The sequence below is a fragment of the Desulfosporosinus sp. FKA genome (assembly GCF_002196785.1).
GTDB classification, from domain to species: Bacteria; Bacillota; Desulfitobacteriia; order Desulfitobacteriales; family Desulfitobacteriaceae; genus Desulfosporosinus; species Desulfosporosinus acididurans.
The window spans coordinates 35,992-54,890 of record NZ_NAHZ01000027.1 but is presented as its reverse complement, the minus strand read 5'-3'; the positions used below and the strand labels follow the sequence as shown (position 1 = coordinate 54,890).

At 39.9% G+C, this 18,899-nt stretch carries 15 protein-coding genes and 1 other annotated feature; of the genes, 8 read left to right on the top strand and 7 right to left on the bottom strand.

Annotated elements, in window-relative coordinates; translation table 11 throughout:
- Positions 1–181: 181 nt before the first annotated feature.
- Complete coding sequence (gene acs, locus B5771_RS09870) at positions 182–2,491, bottom strand: acetate--CoA ligase (protein ID WP_088187378.1); 2,310 nt, start codon at positions 2,489–2,491, stop codon at positions 182–184.
- A gap of 240 nt (positions 2,492–2,731) precedes the next feature.
- Between acs and B5771_RS09865 the strand changes: the two genes are divergently transcribed.
- Entirely contained in the window at positions 2,732–3,676 is a 945-nt protein-coding gene (locus B5771_RS09865; protein WP_088187377.1) for a DUF4474 domain-containing protein, read from the top strand.
- Between the two features lie 61 nt (positions 3,677–3,737).
- Here B5771_RS09865 and B5771_RS09860 read toward each other — a convergent pair whose 3' ends face one another.
- Together B5771_RS09860 and B5771_RS09855 are read right to left on the bottom strand one after the other, a co-directional pair.
- Positions 3,738–4,808: an HD-GYP domain-containing protein gene (locus B5771_RS09860; protein ID WP_088187376.1), complete on the bottom strand. Its 1,071-nt coding sequence runs from the start codon at positions 4,806–4,808 to the stop codon at positions 3,738–3,740.
- Between the two features lie 222 nt (positions 4,809–5,030).
- Positions 5,031–5,696, bottom strand: coding sequence for an HD domain-containing protein (locus B5771_RS09855; protein ID WP_088187375.1), 666 nt, complete (start codon positions 5,694–5,696; stop codon positions 5,031–5,033).
- 159 nt (positions 5,697–5,855) lie between these two features.
- Between B5771_RS09855 and B5771_RS09850 the strand changes: the two genes are divergently transcribed.
- The 3 genes from B5771_RS09850 to B5771_RS09840 are packed head-to-tail and all read left to right on the top strand — an operon-like array spanning position 5,856 to position 8,833.
- On the top strand, positions 5,856–6,791 hold the full coding sequence (locus B5771_RS09850) for a LysR family transcriptional regulator (protein WP_088187374.1): 936 nt from the start codon (positions 5,856–5,858) through the stop codon (positions 6,789–6,791).
- 56 nt (positions 6,792–6,847) lie between these two features.
- Positions 6,848–7,627, top strand: coding sequence for an alpha/beta fold hydrolase (locus B5771_RS09845; protein ID WP_088187373.1), 780 nt, complete (start codon positions 6,848–6,850; stop codon positions 7,625–7,627).
- Between the two features lie 42 nt (positions 7,628–7,669).
- A complete protein-coding gene (locus tag B5771_RS09840) occupies positions 7,670–8,833 on the top strand; it encodes an iron-containing alcohol dehydrogenase (RefSeq protein WP_088187372.1) in 1,164 nt (387 codons plus the stop codon).
- A gap of 145 nt (positions 8,834–8,978) precedes the next feature.
- Here the strand turns inward: B5771_RS09840 and B5771_RS09835 are convergent, their stop codons facing one another.
- Positions 8,979–9,164 (bottom strand): 4Fe-4S binding protein, encoded by a 186-nt coding sequence (locus B5771_RS09835; RefSeq protein ID WP_088187371.1) that lies wholly within the window; start codon positions 9,162–9,164, stop codon positions 8,979–8,981.
- Positions 9,165–9,427: 263 nt separating this feature from the next.
- Here B5771_RS09835 and B5771_RS09830 point away from each other — a divergent pair, with 263 nt between their 5' ends.
- A complete protein-coding gene (locus B5771_RS09830) occupies positions 9,428–10,000 on the top strand; it encodes a xanthine phosphoribosyltransferase (protein ID WP_088187439.1) in 573 nt (190 codons plus the stop codon).
- A gap of 212 nt (positions 10,001–10,212) precedes the next feature.
- Here B5771_RS09830 and B5771_RS09825 read toward each other — a convergent pair whose 3' ends face one another.
- Both B5771_RS09825 and B5771_RS09820 read right to left on the bottom strand, forming a co-directional pair.
- Positions 10,213–10,878, bottom strand: a complete 666-nt coding sequence (locus tag B5771_RS09825) for a hypothetical protein (protein WP_088187370.1) — start codon at positions 10,876–10,878, stop codon at positions 10,213–10,215.
- Between the two features lie 267 nt (positions 10,879–11,145).
- Entirely contained in the window at positions 11,146–11,766 is a 621-nt protein-coding gene (locus B5771_RS09820; RefSeq protein ID WP_088187369.1) for a DUF3786 domain-containing protein, read from the bottom strand.
- A 536-nt stretch (positions 11,767–12,302) separates the two neighbouring features.
- On the opposite strand from B5771_RS09820, the gene B5771_RS09815 reads away from it, so the two are divergent.
- From B5771_RS09815 to B5771_RS09805, 3 genes are all read left to right on the top strand, one after another.
- Positions 12,303–14,288 (top strand): methyl-accepting chemotaxis protein, encoded by a 1,986-nt coding sequence (locus B5771_RS09815; protein WP_088187368.1) that lies wholly within the window; start codon positions 12,303–12,305, stop codon positions 14,286–14,288.
- Between the two features lie 169 nt (positions 14,289–14,457).
- Positions 14,458–14,673: a small acid-soluble spore protein Tlp gene (tlp, locus tag B5771_RS09810; protein ID WP_088187367.1), complete on the top strand. Its 216-nt coding sequence runs from the start codon at positions 14,458–14,460 to the stop codon at positions 14,671–14,673.
- Between the two features lie 163 nt (positions 14,674–14,836).
- The gene (locus B5771_RS09805; RefSeq protein WP_083995852.1) at positions 14,837–15,010 is read left to right on the top strand and encodes a DUF3787 domain-containing protein; all 174 of its coding nucleotides are present in this window, start codon (positions 14,837–14,839) and stop codon (positions 15,008–15,010) included.
- A 146-nt stretch (positions 15,011–15,156) separates the two neighbouring features.
- Here B5771_RS09805 and ileS read toward each other — a convergent pair whose 3' ends face one another.
- Positions 15,157–18,255, bottom strand: a complete 3,099-nt coding sequence (ileS, locus tag B5771_RS09800; RefSeq protein WP_088187366.1) for an isoleucine--tRNA ligase — start codon at positions 18,253–18,255, stop codon at positions 15,157–15,159.
- A gap of 76 nt (positions 18,256–18,331) precedes the next feature.
- Positions 18,332–18,558, bottom strand: a binding site (T-box leader).
- Between the last annotated feature and the right edge of the window lie 341 nt (positions 18,559–18,899).

Below are 18,899 nucleotides of genomic sequence, written 5' to 3'. Positions count from 1 at the left end.
TGTTAGTATCTACCTGCAGGATATTTAATATCTTAACCCTCCAAGCAAACTAATTCAACGGCTGGTTGACAATCATTGCAAAAGTCTCTGCCAGACACAAAACAATGAGGCCCGTTCTTCGCATCGCAAAAAACGAGCCTTCGTTATTGTAGGATTTGGAAAAATGCTTAACTATACCTTCTCAACCCGCTGAGCCACAGAAGCAAATTTGTCCTTCTTCAGATAAGTCATCCTTAATATTCCCCTCATTGATAACTGCATGGCTAAAATCCGGTTCCCCATTACCAAATATCGCATCGCAGGCGCTGTTATTATTGATCATAATGTTGGAGATTGCCAGTGCCACTTCCGCCGGGAGATTTAATCGTCCTATCCACTTGAAGCAATAGAAATTGGTAACTGGATGAGGTGAGCCATCTTTGGCAGGAGTTGAAAACCATACTGTATAACTATACCCATCATAGGACTCTTCTTGGCAATGGTTAACGATAGCCGTATCAGGAATCAAAATTCTATTTCCTAATCTCATTGCAGCCTTACGGGCATCGCGAATCTTATGGGCATCAATATTCTTTTTAAGGAAATTAATGACCGTTGCATCGGCCAGAGTCGTGGTATCACCCATGGCTCGGCCCTCAGCAATATCTTTGAGAAGGCGCCTCATAATCTTTCCGCTTCGGGTCTTGGGTAATTCAGCTGTTAAAAAAATATCATCAGGTCGGGCTAGTGAACCAATTTTCATCACCACATGAGATTTAAGTTCATTAATAAGTTGATCTCCTATCTCAATTCCCTCTTTGACACTGACAAAGGCAAATACTGATTGACCTTTGATATCGTGAGTTTTGCCAACACAAGCAGCTTCAGCAACCGATGGATGATCAACCAAAGCGCTTTCTACTTCAGCTGTTCCGATTCTATGCCCTGAAACATTGATAACGTCATCGGCACGCCCGATTATCCAGAAGTATCCATCTTCATCCCACTTTGCTTCGTCTCCCGTGAAATAAGCGCCTGGAATATCGCTCCAATAGGTATCCACATAACGTTTATCATCGCCATAGACTGTTTTCAGCATTGCCGGCCATGGCTCGCAAACTACTAAATACCCGCCCTCACCCTTAGGAACAGGTTTACCTGACGGATCTACTATTTCAACACAAACACCTGGAAAGGGGGTTGTGCATGACCCCGGCTTTAAAGGAGTAATCCCAGGAACAGGCGTCATCATAATCATACCGGTTTCTGTCTGCCACCAGGTATCAACAATTGGGCAGTGCTCTCCCCCAATATGTTTGTAATACCACATCCAAGCTTCAGGATTAATTGGTTCCCCTACCGACCCTAAAAGCCGTAAGCTTGAGAGATCCCTGCCCGCAGGATAGTTTTCTCCCCATTTCATAAAGGTGCGAATCGCAGTTGGTGCCGTATATAAAATGGTTACTCTGTATTTCTCAATAATTTCCCAATAACGGTCCTTTTCAGGGTAATCTGGTGCTCCTTCGTACATCACAACTGTTGCTCCATTTGACAAAGGGCCATATACCAAATAACTATGCCCTGTTATCCAGCCGACATCCGCGGTACACCAATAAACATCCTCATCTTTAATATCAAATACCCATTCGTGAGTTGTCGATACGCCTACCATATAACCGCCGACAGTATGAACCACCCCTTTAGGTTTACCGGTCGTTCCGCTGGTATAAAGAATAAAGAGCATATCATCGGCTTCCATAGGTTCTGCGGGACAAAGATGAGTCACATTCCTGATGACTTCATGATACCACACATCCCGTTCAGCTTTCATGTCCACAGGGTGTCCCGTCCGCTGAATAACCACAACTTTTTCGACACAGCTAACACCACGTAATGCTTGATCCACACTTTCTTTTAAAGGTATAATATTTCCACGACGATAGCTTCCATCTGAGGTAACAACCACTTTTGCCTGAGCATCAAGAATTCTATCCTTTAAAGCATCAGAACTAAAGCCCCCAAAAACGACACAATGGGCAGCACCGATTCGGGCACAAGAGAGCATCGCAATGACAGCCTCAGGAATCATCGGCATATAAATTGTCACACGGTCGCCCTTTTCTACCCCAAACGACTTCAGAACATTAGCAAACTGAGATACCTCACGTTGAAGATCTTGATACGTTAAAACTCTCCGGTCTCCCAATTCGCCTTCGAAAATCAAGGCGGCTTTATTTCTGCGCGCACCTTCCAAATGCCGGTCCAAGCAATTATAGGCCGCATTTAATTTTCCGCCAACAAACCACTTGGCGAAAGGAGGGTTCCATTCTAAAACTTTGTCCCAAGGTTTAAACCAGTGCAGCCTTTCCCCTTGTTCGCCCCAATATTTCTCCCGATCACGAGCAAGTTCATGAACTTCCGAATTTTGAATAACGGCTTTAGAACGAAACTCTAAAGGAGGGAAAAACAACCGCTTTTCCTCCAATAATCCCTCACGGCGTTTCTCTTCCATACTATACTCCTCCTATCATTTATTTGTTTTGTATATAATACACTAAATTATTTAGAATGTTAAGAATATTTAGTGTATGGCTTGATAATAAGCACTTATCGTTATTTTCTTATTGTAACTTCTTTCGTCCATACTCAACCTAATTACATTTCTTTCTGGTCATGTCTGCAAAAAACATACAATTTTATGCAACTCTAACCCCCCAAGCCCGTACTATAATATAAAAGGGGGAGTATCATTATGCCCGAACAGTTAACGTTATTTAACAGCGGGATTATTTCAGAGGAAAACTACGATAAATTAGCATCTATACCTGATGAGACAGGGAATAAAACACTTGATGAAATAATAGAGATTTCCGGTTATTCTTATGATCCTAACCAGGATATTTTTTATTCAAATATGGACCCTTGGCAGAGGAAGATTGGCTATTGTCATTTTTTCGATGTGGCAGCAGCACCAATGGGAATGATCATTGACTGTGAACCCATTTTCTTTGACTATAATGACAAGCAATGGATGATCGGCTTTTGGAAGGGGCAATATGATTTAGTTTCAGGAGCAGAAATCGGGATCTATACAAGGACTCCGAATCGCAATCCCCTAAGTTATATGTTGGGTTCTTATTATAAAAGTGCTGACGACAATGAGCTCTTGCCAATGTCCTTTACGTTAAGGAAAAATGGGAAAATACTTTTTACCAGGAAAGACCTTCACTGGTGGTTAACGGGTTTCAAACTAGGCGAATTCTCTCAGCCATCGGAATTGTCCATGGCTATAACTATTACTTTAGATAACGCAATTATGCGTGATGCCTTTATTGATGGATTGAGAAATGCCGGCTATTCTGATGAGGAATTTACTCATTTTGGAACAACCGTGAGTTTAAATTTTGACGTTCCTCATACCCCCCAGCCAATCACCCGAAACAAAGTCTTTGAGTGGATTATTCAGTGGAAGAATGAGCAATTATGCCATGAATTTCAAGACATTACAGGGGAATCAAATACTGTACCGGAAAAATTGAAGGTTCTTGAAGAATTAGCACCAGAACTTTACAAACGACTTCTCAGAATGGGGAGATCAAAACCATTGTATAATTTGTATCAAAGTATTTTGACAGCAGCAATAGCTTTATTGGTTATCATTATCGGTACCTTTTTCTCAAATTTTGTTTTACTCTAGCTGCCCGAGACACCCAAATGAATAAAAACGAAGGCCTTGAACTCTGTCAAGGCTTTCGTTTTTATTCTATAATATAATCTACAAATAATGTTCGTTCTTCGACAAGATCGCGTTCAACAACTCGCACTTGCTTGAGATTAACTTTTCCTTCGAAAACACGCACGATAGGACGAGTTGGCAAGCCTTTATTTTGTCCTACAATGACTCCTGTTTCTCCATTATTAAGCTTGACCGTGTATCCAGTTGGGTAAGCTGCTATGTGCCTTAAAAAGACATTTATTAATTCATGCCGAAAACGAACACCGGCGTTAGCCATCATTATTTCGCAAGCCACATGGGGCAATACCCTCGGAATAGCGGGAGAACCATGAATCAAACAATCATAGAAATCGGCAACGGCAATAATTTCCGCCAAGGGATGAATTGAGGTACCTTTCAGCTGACGAGGATAACCCTTCCCGTTAGTCCATTCATGATGCTGATAGGCCATATGGGCGGTTATAATGCTGCTTTCAGGCCTTTTACGGATAAGCTCATAACCTTGAATTGTATGAGTCTGGTATATCTCTTGTTCTTCCTTTGTCAGGGGGCCCCGTTTATTAATAATTTCTTTTGGCAAATTGATAATTCCCACATCATGGAGCAAAGCACCTTGAGCAAGATCATTAAGCTTCTCCACCGGCAGACCGAGCCCTTTTCCCAGGACAGTAGCCAATACACAAACATTGACAGAATGGAAGTACACCTGATTATCCAAACTTCGCATATCCATTAGGCTAATCATTATATCCTTTTGAAAGAGAATATCCTGTACGATATTGCTCACAGATTCTTTGATATCTATTTCTTTATCTTTGTCTTTATCTTTATCACTGTGAATCGTTTTACAGGAGGTCTCGATTGCTTTCAAAGCATCGAAGCGGTGTTGATCGGAAATAACATCCTCTATGACAACATCATTTGTTAATTCATCTTCAATATATATGCTATAAATCCCCATATCTTTTAAGCGCTCAATGTAGGGCTTTTTAAGCACGACACCTTTTCCAAGCAGTATTTTGCCATAGGAAGTGTAAATTTCTTTTGCCAGAATATCACCATCATTAAGACGTTCAACACTTACTTCTCTCACGTTGTTTCCTCTCTTCTTTCCCACGTCCTAAATTTCGCAAACCCCGCTGCAAACTATAACTAATCAGCAAAGTGAATACAAGCATGAGAAAACTCTGAATTGAATTTCCAAAGCCAAAACCTATGATCATTTCTGATCACCTCAATACCGGTCTTTATCCATTTTACCATAGGTTTAAGCATAGATATGCAAAAATTAACGTGAAGATTTTGTTTGCCCGGTTTAATCAATTTTCTGAATAAAACCTTGAAAATTATCAGCATGAACTCCCGGATTTAAATAGTCACTGCAATTCTCCAAAAAAGTTACAATGCTTTTTTCCTCTTCTAATTTTTTATCAGGGGTCATATTTCCTCTCCCTAAACGGTCACATAACCCTAAAAGAGCGACCTCGTGGATAGAGACCTCTGACGACATTTTTCCTATATCGGCAAAAGGCAATTTCTTGGTAACAAATAGAATTTGCATATGCCAGCGTACCAATTTAGAAACTTGGCTTATAAAATCCCTATCATTTGTCAGCTCCTGAAGAAATTTTGTCGAAAGACTCTCCCCCAATTTGTCATGGTCGTAAGAAGTAATCCGCCCTTTTTTCAACTTGGTAGCAGGGGCTTTGCCTAAATCGTGGAGCAATGCTGCCCACATAAATGCCTTTGGATTTTGGCTTAGATCTTTTCTTTCCGCGGCATTGTCCAGAACCATCATCGTATGGTTCCAAACACTCCCTTCGGGATGATGTTTTGGTGATTGAGGCGTACTCATTAAGTCACCGATCATTGTAAAAGGATATTCCTGAGAAAATATTCCCGTTCCGCTTAATTCACTAAAATACTTGGAGGGTTTACGGTCATTCAACAAATGGTTCTCAAATTCATTATACATTTGCATGATATTTTCTCCATTTAAAATAGTTTAGTTTATAGTTACCCAAATTCCTCGAATCTACTCCTCATATACTTAATCACCTATGACATTGTTAAATGCTAGAAAAAGAAGTATTATAATTAGAATCTAATTCTCAGAATTCAATTGATAGAGGTGTAAACTATGATCAACGATCCCATAAAAACTTTCGTTACCGTAGTTGAGCTCAAAAAATTCTCTCATACTGCAGAAGAACTTTATCTTACCAATACTGACGTTAATACACAAATTGACCGTTTAGAGCAAGAACTCGATGCAAAACTCTTTAACAATCCTTCCGACTCGTCCAACCATCTGGAACTTACGCTCGCTGGTGAGATTTATTATAAATATGCCAAACAAATTATTAATTTACAAGATAAGGCGAGGGAAGAAATTAAAAATTTGACCAACATGGTTACAGGCAGCTTGAGAGTTGGGGGAAGCTATACCATTGGAGAATACATTTTGCCTTTTGCCGTCACTGAATTCGCTGCCCACTATCCTGGAGTAGAAATTGAAACGTCCATCGCTAATACAGAAGAAATTATTCAAGCAGTTCGAAGGAATCAACTAGACGTTGCCCTTGTGGAGGGGGAAGTCAATCATACAGACATTCAAATCCATTCTATTATGGAGGATGAAATTATCCTGGTTGTTCCCAACCAACATCCTTTAGCTAGACTTCCTATTGCAACCTCTGAGCATCTCCAAGATCAAGTATGGATACTCCGGGAAAACGGTTCAGGAACTCGCGCTTTTAGCGACAAGCTTATTAAAGAATGGGGTATCAACGTCAGAAAAAGTTATGTTTTTGGAAGTGGTCAAGCAGTTAAACAGGCTGTTATTGCTGGTCTAGGAATTGCCCTTGTCTCACGCTGGATCGTACGAAAAGAATTAAATGCCAAAGAATTAAAATCTCTGAGAATTAAAGGAAAACGACTTACTCGTTCCTTTTACTTAATAGAACCGAAGAATCAAGAAGCAAATGAAGTAACGGAAGCTTTCACAGAACAGCTCCTTGGTCAAGATCTTATTACATCGTGGAGAAAATTAACCAAAAAGGGAATTGATCTATAAAAAGAGAATTCCAACAGAATTCACAGTATATTATTGATGGGTTACGGGGGGAAATAATGCCATTTATTCTTAACGATGATATAAGAATCAATTATGAAATTGAAGGAACAACAAAGGGAGAGTGCCTTGTTCTGCAGCATGGATTTTACGGCAGTATAGAGGATTGGTATGATTATGACTACGTTGAAAGGCTTAAGAAAACCTTTAAATTAATAGTAATTGATGCTAGAGGGCATGGCAAGAGCGATAAACCTCATCGTTCAGAGCAATACTCTTTATATCTACGGGCCCAGGATGTAATTAAGGTACTTGATGCTGAGAACATTGACAAATGTCATTACTTCGGTTATTCAATGGGAGGCTGGATTTCCTTTGGATTAATGAAGTGGTTCACGTCGCGCTTTAAAGCTTTTATTCTGGATGCCATCCATCCTTACGAAAATGATATGCTTTCTTTACGGGACTCTGTCGTAAACCTTGAACATTGGGTCCCGCAACATAACATCTCTGACGAGCATAAACGAAGGTTTTTATTGAATGACAGAAAGGCGTTATTAGCGGCAGTCGAAGAACCAAGAACTAATAGCACTGAGCTCTTAAAAACCATGTCGGTGCCGTGCCTAATGCTGGCCGGAGAAAATGATCCAATTTATGAGAAAGTAAAAGAAAGCTCGAAATTATCCCCCTTCATTGAGTTTGCAACAATTCCTGAAGCCGATCATTGGTTTTCTTTGTATAAGAGTGACTTCCTCATTCCACAAATAGAAGGATTTATTGAAAAGGTGACATTTAAATCTCATTTTCGCAAAAACTATAATTCAGAGAATCAGCCTTAATCTATGTTGTTTCAACAGAACAAGGAGAAAGGAGTCTATACTTTGTTAAACTTTGATTACTCAATCCCCACTAAAATTTTCTTTGGCAAAGACCAGATTCAGAAACTACCAGAACAAATATTAGAATTTGGTTCACGGGTACTTCTTATTTACGGCGGCGGAAGTATTAAAAAAATCGGATTATACGATCAGGCAATAAAGCTATTAAGGGAAACAAACATCCCCTTTTGGGAACTTTCCGGAGTAGATCCAAATCCAAAAATTGAGAGTGTCCGCCGCGGAATTGACCTTTGCCATAACCATCAAATTGATTTCGTCTTAGCTATTGGAGGAGGAAGTACCATTGATTGCGCGAAACTAGTTGCCGCGGGTTATTCTTATTCCGGCGATCCTTGGGATTTAATGATCGGTGAAGGACAATTCGAGAATGCTCTGCCCATCGGTACAATTTTAACTCTAGCTGCGACAGGCTCCGAAATGGATCCTATCGCAGTCATCAGTAATCCTGAGACAAACCAAAAACTTGGAATGGGACATCCCTTAATGGCGCCTAAGTTCTCAATTCTTGACCCGACTTACACCTATTCTGTCCCTAAAAATCAAACTGCTGCAGGCATTGCCGACATTATGAGTCATGTTTTCGAAGCCTATTTCAGCAATATAAAAAGTGCATATGTACAGAACCGATTAGCTGAGGCTATCTTAAAAACATGTATTCATTATGGTCCTATTGCTCTGGAGGAACCCAATAATTATGAAGCTCGGGCTAATTTGATGTGGGCCTCCAGTTTAGCTATCAATGGGCTTCTGTCTTATGGAAAAATGCGGAAATGGAGCTGTCATCCTATCGAACACGAGCTGAGCGCTTATTATGACATCACTCATGGGGTGGGACTTGCCATTATCACACCGCATTGGATGGAGCATGTCTTAGAAGATAGCACCGTTGAAGTCTTTAAGAACTATGGTGTCAACGTTTGGGGCTTAAACCCTAATGAAGATAATTATACTATAGCGAGAACAGCCATCTCCAAAACGAAAGAATTCTTTATCACCTTAGGGCTTCCGACAACACTAAGATCAGTTAATATTGATGAAGAAAAGCTCGAACTCATGGCCGATGCCGCCACAAAAAAAGGGACTTTAGGTGAATTCCGCCCCATTAATAGTCAGGACGTCCTCCAAATCCTAAAGTCCGCTTTATAAGTCCGCTTTATATGCCGCTTTAACCTTTAAAAGGTATAACTTATGGAAATCCCTCATTCGTAAAGGATTTCCGTTTTTATTCGGTTTTAGCCGCACGAGTTCACTCCTTCCACTTCTACGAATGGGAACAGTTCCCATACCGGATTCACTCGCCTACTTGAAAAGCTCCCATCGGACAATATTTCACGCATTTTTTACACCCGATACATTTATCTTGATTAATCACAGGAGCATTAAAACCAATTTGTTCAATCGCCCCCACCGGACAGACCCTTATTGAAGGACAAGGATGATTTTGAGGACATCTATCTTTGTTAATGGATACATTCATGAAAGCACCTTCCTTGCAAATAAATAATAGCAACGACTATACCATTCTACGGTATACCCCTAGCGGGTATAAGTGTACTTGAATTATGGTATCCTGTCAAGAGGATGGTACAATTCTTAGCGGCGATGTAGAACTCTAGCCCACCTGAAAATTACTGTAAAAAACTTTATTTGATTTTTTAAGGCAATCAAGTTATTCTTGTTATTATTATATTTTCGCAAACTTACAAGGAGCTTTTCATGGAGGGAGGGAGTATTTATCATATGCAGCTTTTAAAGGATAAAATCAGAAACGACGCAAAAATCATTGAAAATCGCATTATTAAGGTTGATAACTTTTTAAATCACCAGTTAGATATTTCGCTATTCAATGAAATAGGTAAGGAATTCAAACATAGATTCGCCCATAAAGAAGTTACAAAAATAGTTACCATTGAAACCTCTGGTATTGCTATTGCAAGTATTGTTGCTCAATACTTTAACTTTGTACCCGTTGTATTTGCTAAAAAACATGCTGGCATTAACATGACTCAAGATGTTTACGAAGCAAGAATTTATTCCTATACAAAAGAGCAGGAATATACGATAAAGATATCAAAGGAGTTCCTAACTTCTAATGACAAGGTATTAATTATTGATGATTTTTTAGCTAGCGGAAGTGCACTCATTGGATTAATTAACTTGCTGTCCCAGAGTGAGGTGGAAATTGCCGGTGCAGGAGTCGTTATAGAAAAAACATTTCAAGAAGGCAGACAACGCATTCTCGAAAAAGGTATTCAATTAGAATCTTTGGCCATCATCGACTCAATCGAAAATGGACAAGTTATTTTTAAGTAACCTCGTTCAGCTAAAGCTGAACATCGGGGCTTCGGTGATGAAAGCGCCTAGCCCATAACAAATGCTATCGCGCTGAAGGATGGACTCTGCCCAATGTCAGTAAGGTATGGGAACCGCTCCCACTTGTAGATGCGGATCTCTCACGATTGGATAAATAACTTCTCTAGATTCTGCCAATAGAAAGAGACCGCTCTCTTATGAGCGGCCTCTTTCTATTTACGAGCTTTGGATAATAACTGAAATCGTTCGGCAGATTTAGCCTTTTCATATTCATTTTTTTCAGTATTAATAATATCGGTTGAAAGATGATTGGCAATTAGTTCAGCCTGCATCGCATCCAGAGTTCGGTAGAATTGATTGTCCACGCTGGCCTCAAGCATGTTCCCAGCCTGAATATATTTTTCAGCAAGCGCAGAGCGATTTAATGTCCCGGATTTTTTTCCTTGTTCGTACTCTTGCACAGCCGCTGCGTACAAAGCGTTTAAGCGGCTTAAGGCGAGATTTTGCAGATAACCAAACTGCGGCGTATACTTTTTAATAATCTCATCTTGAGTAACCCCTTTGGCACTCGTGGATGCATTCGCAAAATTTGAGGTTAATGTTTTTTCAGCATTTTGTTCTGTTGGCGTATGCTGCTGAGAATTTTCTCTTATATCACTCTGCCTGGTCTGATCCCTATCCGTTTTGCCATTATCAACTGCATTTGAACCAGTTATCTCTTTGGGAAGGGCAATGTTAAAAAAATCAGCCCCAAACTGATTTTGCAGTTGTTTCTGAATTACCGGGTTGGGTCTTAAATATTTATTGTATCCCCATATTCCTCCAAAGCCTATTAACACAAGAATAACCCCAGAAATTAGCAAAAGCTTTTTTTTCATAACTCCTCCTAACCATTTGAACACATTTACATATTCGTTAAAGAGACAGCTTTTTAGGTTAATAGGCTGATTTTGAAGCAAAGAGTGTTCTTTAGCTGAGAGTTTTCATACAATTTTATATTGTAATCTATGTCACTATAATACCACAATTTGGTTTACCAGTATATATTTTCATATTATATTCAATCGTGAGACTTCCACTTCTTGTGGGAGTGGGTCCATCGTTAACTTCAGGTGGGGTAGAGTCCCAATCTGAAGCCCCGATGTTTAGCTTTGGCCGAACGAGTTCACTAGTTTTTCAGAAAGATACATACCCAGTCCAATAATACTCTCAATATGCAAAAAATCTTCAACAGAGGGATCAAATAGAATTGTGGCATTGGCCTCAACTTCTTCGTCCCCTTCCCAAACGATTACACACATGGGAATCTCGGGAAAGGCTTGAAAAGTCACAGATGCGTCACCTAAGTTTGTAGGTTTTCCATTCATGGCGGCAGCACTTACTAACAATTTCTGAGATTGCCAACCAAATGCCTTGATAAGAGGAATAATCGAGTTCTTCTGAAATGCTGGATAAAACAATGCTCCTCCATTAGCGATTTCTTTAAGGCTAACCCACCTGTTTTCTTTTTTTCTAAATGGTCCTGCATAAACTAAATAATTCAACATAATTATTGATCCCATAATATCGGGAACATACTTGTCGCCTTTACGACAAATCCTCTCACTGAGACAGTCAAAAACATATGTCGAGCCAAAGAAGTTCAGTTCGAATTGATGGTTGGTGCTGTTAAATGTTACAGCACGATAGGCTGAAACCTCCTCAGGAAGCTTCTTCTTTATGTCATTCCAATATTTGTCGTAGGCAACTCGATAATTTGTTTCCAATTTAATCCCTCCGCAATCCAAATGTTTTTTTTGCAAATCGAAAATGAGTATTCTAAGACCACTCTAACAATAACGAGAAATTGCATCTGTATAATGAAACGTAGTTTTAAGATATTTGCATTTGATATATGATTTTTGCATTAAATTCATGACAAAAAGCACTATTCTAATTTAAAGAAACAAGTTAAAATGAAATATGCAAGAAATATAAGGAAAAACCCGCAAAGGAGACGAAGACATTGGAAAATTAGACATTAATTTTAAATTAATATAATTATTGGAATAATAAATAGTAATTTTATAACAGATATGTCATATTTTTAGTTATATATAACATAAAACTTTACCCAATCGTAAGATTCCCACTTCTTAAGTGGGAGTGGGTCTCCCGTGCTCTGCTTCGGTGGGGGTTGAGTCCCCCACCGAAGTCTCGATGTTCAACTTTAGCTAAACGAGTTCACTATTCTTAAAAATACAGCCTTATATTGCTTTGCGATTTGACGAAAAAGACGATATAGAATAATTGGAGGCGAACCATGAAAGGGTCCATGCAGCGAAAATTAGTAGGCTTAATTCTGGTCTTGTCCCTGGTGCCAACTTCGATTTTAGGTTTCTATAGTTATGAGGATGCTAATTCTGTTCTTGCTTCAGAGCTTAAAACCTCCGCCTCTCAATCGGTCACTAAAGTCGAAGAAACAACGAACATGTTTATGAAGGGTATTGAGCAGGACGTTAACCGCTTAAGCAACGATCCCAGCGTTATAGGAATTACTCCAGGAAGCAACGGATCTCAGGCCTTAGCCGTTTTTAAAGCCTACAAAGAATCTAACAGTGATGTCCTAAATGTTTATTTTGGTACTGCAGACAAGCGCATGATTCTCTACCCGTCAACTCAACTTCCAAATGGATATGATCCGACAACACGTCCCTGGTACACGCAGGCTGAGAAGGCAAAAGGGATTGTTTGGACTGATCCCTATGTAGATGCAGGTACTAACCAATTGGTCATTACTGTTGCTAAACCTGTTTACAATCCACAAACAAATGAACTTCTTGGAATTATGAGCATTGATATATCCCTAAATTCACTCACTCAGATTATCTCACAAATGAAAATCGGTCAGCAAGGTTATTTAATTATGCTGGACAAAAATAATAAAATCATGGTGGATCCTGACAAGACTCAATTAGGAAAAGATCTTTCGGTCCCTGAACTCAAAACTGGTTTGGCAAACAGTACTTCCGGAGTTGCAGACTTTAAGGCAAGTGGCGGTCGGTATTTCGGAAGCTTTGACACCTTTAAGAAAACAGGCTGGAAATTTGTTGGAGTTGTAAGTTATGCTGAAATTCAGACCTCGACCTCCCAAATTCTCCATCACACCGCCATAGCTTCAATACTTTTAGCTATTTTGGCTATCGTTGTAGGAATTCTTTTTTCTAAAACTGTTACCAAAGCTTTAAATCTATTGGTTGAAGATGCCCAAAAAATCGGAAATGGGGACTTTACCGTACGTTGTAAACTGACCTCAAGCGATGAAACAGGAATTCTAGCTGCAACCCTTAACGGAATGGTTGAAGAGCTTGGAACTCTGATGAAAAACATTCAAAATCTCTCCCTGCACGTCAGTACGTCGGCCCATGATTTAGCAAGTACTGCTATGCAAACGAGCAAATCTGCGGAAGAAGTATCGACAACCGTTAGCCAAATTGCCACCGGCGCCTCAGATCAAGCAACTCAGGCAGAACAGGGATCTCTGTTTGTGGAACATGTATCTAATAATTTTCAGTCATTGGAAATGAGCAGCAATAATATGCTGGAAGCCTCTCAAGAGGCCGCTCAAGCTAATCAAAGAGGTATCGATTCGGTTAACGAGCTTACAACAACATCGCAAGCCAATAAAGATTCCATCGACAAAATCGAAAGTGTAATTTCTCTCCTCAATAATAAAGTGCAAGCTATCAGTACCATTCTCCAAGCAATTACCACGATCTCCGAACAGACAAACCTCCTGGCACTTAACGCCTCGATTGAAGCCGCACGTGCCGGCGAAGCGGGTAGAGGATTCTCTGTAGTTGCCGAGGAAATCCGAAAACTTGCAGAACAGTCCTCAGATTCGGCAAATGGCATCCGACAAATTGTTTTAGATATTCAAACTGAAAGTCAGCATACTGTCGGTGTTATGCAGGAGGTTCAAACACAAACTGTTGCCCAAATGTCTGCGGTAACTAAAGTCAATTCATCATTTGCGGATATTTCCATAGCAATTGAGACGATCCACGAAATTATACAACAAAATACAGATCATATGAAAGAAGCTTCAACTAATAGCGCTAAGGTCGTTGAAGTTTTACAAAACATATCGGCTGTTTCCGAACAAACAGCAGCAGCCTCTGAAGAAGTTACAGCTTCAATGCAGCAAACGTCAAACGCCGTTGAGCATGTTGCTGGAACCGCGGAAGCACTGGATAAAGTCGCGAAACAGCTTACTGAAGAAATTCTTAAATTTAAAGTTGATGACTAGTCAGCCAAAAAAACCTTTAAACCAAACAAGGTGCTTTGCCTCAATGGCAAAGCACCTTGTTATTATTAATGAGCACCTGACTCCTGTAATCTTGAAATTATTCCAGTATAAATTGAAGAAATAAGGCAAATCATAAAAAGAATTCTAATTTAAGCAGGGGGGAATTAGGGTGGCCAAACCAGATAATCGTGCCGATAACGATGTCCATTTGCAAGAACATATCAACCATACTCTAGCAAAATTGCATGCCGCAGAAGAATATCTTAATGAACATGCCGAAGAACTATCTGCAAAAGACAAACAAGATATCGAAGCCAAAAACGAGCGGCGCAAAGAGAGTATTAATGCCTTTATTTCAGAAAAAAGAGACGAGTCTCAGAAATAACACCTTGGTGCCTTTAATAAGAATGACAGTCTATCTCTTCCAAGAAAAGGGCTGCCATTCTTTATTTAGGATGATCGGCTCTGCTCTTATGACCTTAATAATAAGAAACTATAGATTAAAAATTTGGGAATACTAAGCATGAATTTTAAAGGAGGTAATTGAAATGGCTGAAAATAAATCCAAGGAAAAGTTTATCGCTAATCCTATTGAAAGACACGACACAGCGGCTTGGCGGGGACATATCGAAAACGTCAAACCGGAATCGAATGTTCCTATCCCCAGTGAAGAATCCGTACTTAATGCCAAAGAATGGGTAGATACAAATTCTCTTTCTTAAGTATTACCCTGGGCAAAGACAGCAAGCCATAACACATCTGTCGTGAACTTTATTGTCTAATAGTGAATGAACTCCGTACCACTTTCTTCCCTTGGAAAGCGATACGGAGTTCTTGTTTTTTATGAGTAAATTTGTTAAGCGGCAGATTATAGTTTTTCCAGCTTCAGACCTGTCTTATGACCATTAAGATTTTGTTTTTCCAAACTCGGATCATTAACCTTCCCAATAGTGACGGCTAGAGTTTCCCGTTTAATATAGTTTTCAAACAACGTAACGGCCTCGCTTATTTCCTCATCGCCATCAAAGAAGATATTAATCCTGTCCATCATTTCGTAGCCGTTATTTTTTCGCATTTGTTGTACCTTGGAAACAAACTCCCTCGCATATCCTTCATCAATTAGCTCTTTCGTCAGTGTTGTATCCAGAATTACGAATAGATTGTCCTCCACGGTCATTGTGAAGCCTTCTTTGGCAGAAATCGAAGTAATCACATGATCTTTAACCAGTTCTACGTTTTCTCCCTCTACCTCAAGCGAAACAGTTTCCCCCGCTTCTAATTTAGGCACGATCGAAGAAGCGTCTAAGGCTGCCAACACTTTGCTTAAAGACTTTATTTTCGAGCCAAAGATAGATCCTGCTACTTTGAAATTGGGTTTGAGACTAAAGCTCATATACTGATTTAAATCTTGAGCAAAAACAACTTCTTTAACATTTAGTTCCTCTTGAATTAAAGGAAGCATATAGTCTATTAATTGTTGATATTTGCCATCGATTAAAATCCTTTGAATTGGCTGCCGCACTTTAATCTTAACTTGTTCCCTGGCCGCTCTGCCCAAGCCTACAAGATTTCTTACCAAATCCATTCTTGTTTCCAGCTCGTTATCAAGCAACTGCACGTCAGCGACAGGATAATCAGCCAGATGAACTGACAGTTCATCTGTTAGTCTCTTAAAGAGCTCTTCCGAAATATAAGGTGCAAAAGGCGCTACCAGTTTGGACAGTCCTACAAGAATTTCATAGGTAGTATTGTAGACAGCTTTCTTATCATCTGTTAGTTCTGTACTCCAGAAACGACGGCGTGCACGTCTGATATACCAGTTGGAAAGATCTTCATTGACAAACTCCTGAATTTTTCTGACAGCTTTGGTTAGGTCAAAAACATTTAGATCTGACTCAACAGCTCGAAGGAGACTGTTATATTTCGACATGACCCACCGATCGAGTTCTGGGCGATCCTTATACTCAATGAAGAACGTTCTCGGATCAAGCTTATCCGTATTGGCATACAAGGAAAAGAAAGCATAAACATTTCTGAGGGTGCTGAAGAATTTACTTTGTACCTCTTTCAGCCCTTCAATATCAAATTTTGTTGGAGTCCAAGCCGGAGACACATAGAGCAAATACCATCGTAAAGCATCGGCTCCGTATTGATCAAACAATTCAAAGGGGTTGACAGTATTTCCTTTGGACTTGGACATCTTATGACCGTCCTTATCCAGGATCAGATCATTAACGAGAACACGTTTATAAGGGGCAACACCTTTGACAAAGGTCGAGATCACGAGCAGCGAATAGAACCATCCCCTCGTCTGGTCAATCCCTTCACAGATAAAATCTGCCGGAAAGACTTGATCAAAGGTCTCGCTGTTTTCAAAGGGATAGTGCTGCTGGGCGAAGGGCATTGATCCACTGTCAAACCAGCAATCAATTACATCCGTAACACGAGTCATCGTTGCGCCGCATTTCTCGCATTTTAGATGAATACCGTCAACAAAGGGCCGGTGCAATTCCACTGTTTCATCCAAGGGTTCCAGAGATTTCTCTATTAACTCTTTGCGGGAGCCTATGGATGTGGTATGCCCACATTGGCATCGCCAGATATTAAGCGGTGTGCCCCAATATCGGCTGCGGGACAGTGCCCAATCGTTGACATTCTCCAACCAGTTGCCAAACCTTTTTTCTCCCACATAATCAGGATACCATTCAACCTGGTTGTTGTTTTCGACTAATTGGTCTTTAAATTTGGTAACTTCAATATACCAGCTCGGTTTCGCATAATAAAGCAGGGGAGTATGACATCTCCAACAATGGGGATAATTATGATCAACTTTTTCCTTTTTGTATAATTTCCCTTCTCCGTGCAGCCACTTGATGATCTCCAGATCGGCATCCATAACAAAAGTACCTGCCCAGGGTGTGGTCACAAATTTCCCGGTTTCATCAACTGGTTGGAGCACAGGCAGGTTATACCTTCGCCCGGTGTTGTAATCATCTTCACCAAAAGCCGGAGCAGTATGAACGATTCCTGTCCCATCCTCTGTCGTTACATAATCGCCTAAGGTAACAAAGAAGGCCTTTTTATCTGATTTCACGAAGGGCATCAACTGTTCATACTCTACATGCTCAAGGTCCCGACCAAGGATTTCGTCCAAAACCTCAAACTCTTCTCCCAGCACTTTGTTGGACAACGTCTTAGAAACATAATAGACTTCATTATTTTGTCTGACTTTCAGGTATAGTTCCTGAGGATTTACTGTCAGGGCCACGTTTGAAGGCAAAGTCCAGGGCGTGGTCGTCCAGACTAAGAAGTATTCCTCGGCATCTTTTTTCTTAAACTTAACGTAGACAGTATTGGTCTTTATTTCCTTATATCCTTGGGCAACTTCATGGGAAGCCAACCCCGTACCGCAGCGTGAACAATAAGGGAGGATTTTATGTCCTTCATAGATTAAACCCTGTTTGAAAAACTGATCAAGAATCCACCACACGCTTTCAATATAATTATTATCTAATGTCACGTAAGGATGATCTAAATCAATGGAATACCCCATCCGTTTTGTCATTTCCCGCCACTGTTTCTCATAACTAAATACAGATTCCCGGCATTTTTGATTGAATGCGGCAATACCATAAGCTTCTATTTCCTGTTTATTGGAAAGCTTAAGTTGTTTTTCGACTTCGATTTCTACAGGGAGCCCATGAGTATCCCATCCGGCTTTACGTTTAACTTGATACCCCTGCATAGACTTTAAGCGGCAGACGGAATCTTTAAGAGTTCTGGCTATAACGTGATGGATTCCCGGTTTACCGTTAGCTGTAGGAGGCCCTTCATAGAAAACAAAAGGAGTCTTACCTTCTCTAATTTGAATACTTTTATCGAGTATCTCATTTTTGTCCCAGAAATCAGCGATTTCGCTTTCTTTATGAGCTACGTGTTGCTCAGCTAAAGGTTTGAAGTCAGCCATGATTATCTTCCCTTCTCAATGAGTTAATTGTGGCAAAAAACTGTGGCAATAACAACAAAAGTCCCTAAGTCTATGACTTAGGGACGAATTATCGCGGTACCACCCTTTTTATTAATGGATTGTTCAAGAAACAATCCGTTAATCACTCAAAACATGTAACGTATGTCACTCGGAGCAGCTTAATTAGTTCAGCCGCCCAACTCCAAGGTGATCTTCATAAAGAACCTTCGTCATAATCTTTCAGCCAGGGATTATGTCTCTAAGAACCGGATTCTAGATTACTGTCCTTTTCATCGTTGTTTTCCATACTTTAACCGAAATTATAAAACTTTAAACCTACACCATTAGTCTTTTACTCAAGGTTAACATTTACAATCCCCCCACGTATCCTCGAATTATAATACCCATACGCCTAAAAATTGTAAGAAATAACGTAAAAATCCAAATTAAGCGTCTGCGAGAGGGGTAATAAAGTTAGCCAATTAGTAGATCTAATTAATAAAGTTTAACCAATATTTTGTTAAAAGTAAACCCTTCCTGGGATAATTCGTTACTTTTTTATCTAGAATACTTTTTTAGCTTGCTGTCCACGCTTTGTCTAAATGCCCAGCACCTGACATAGGACTGTAAAGTAACTCCAATAA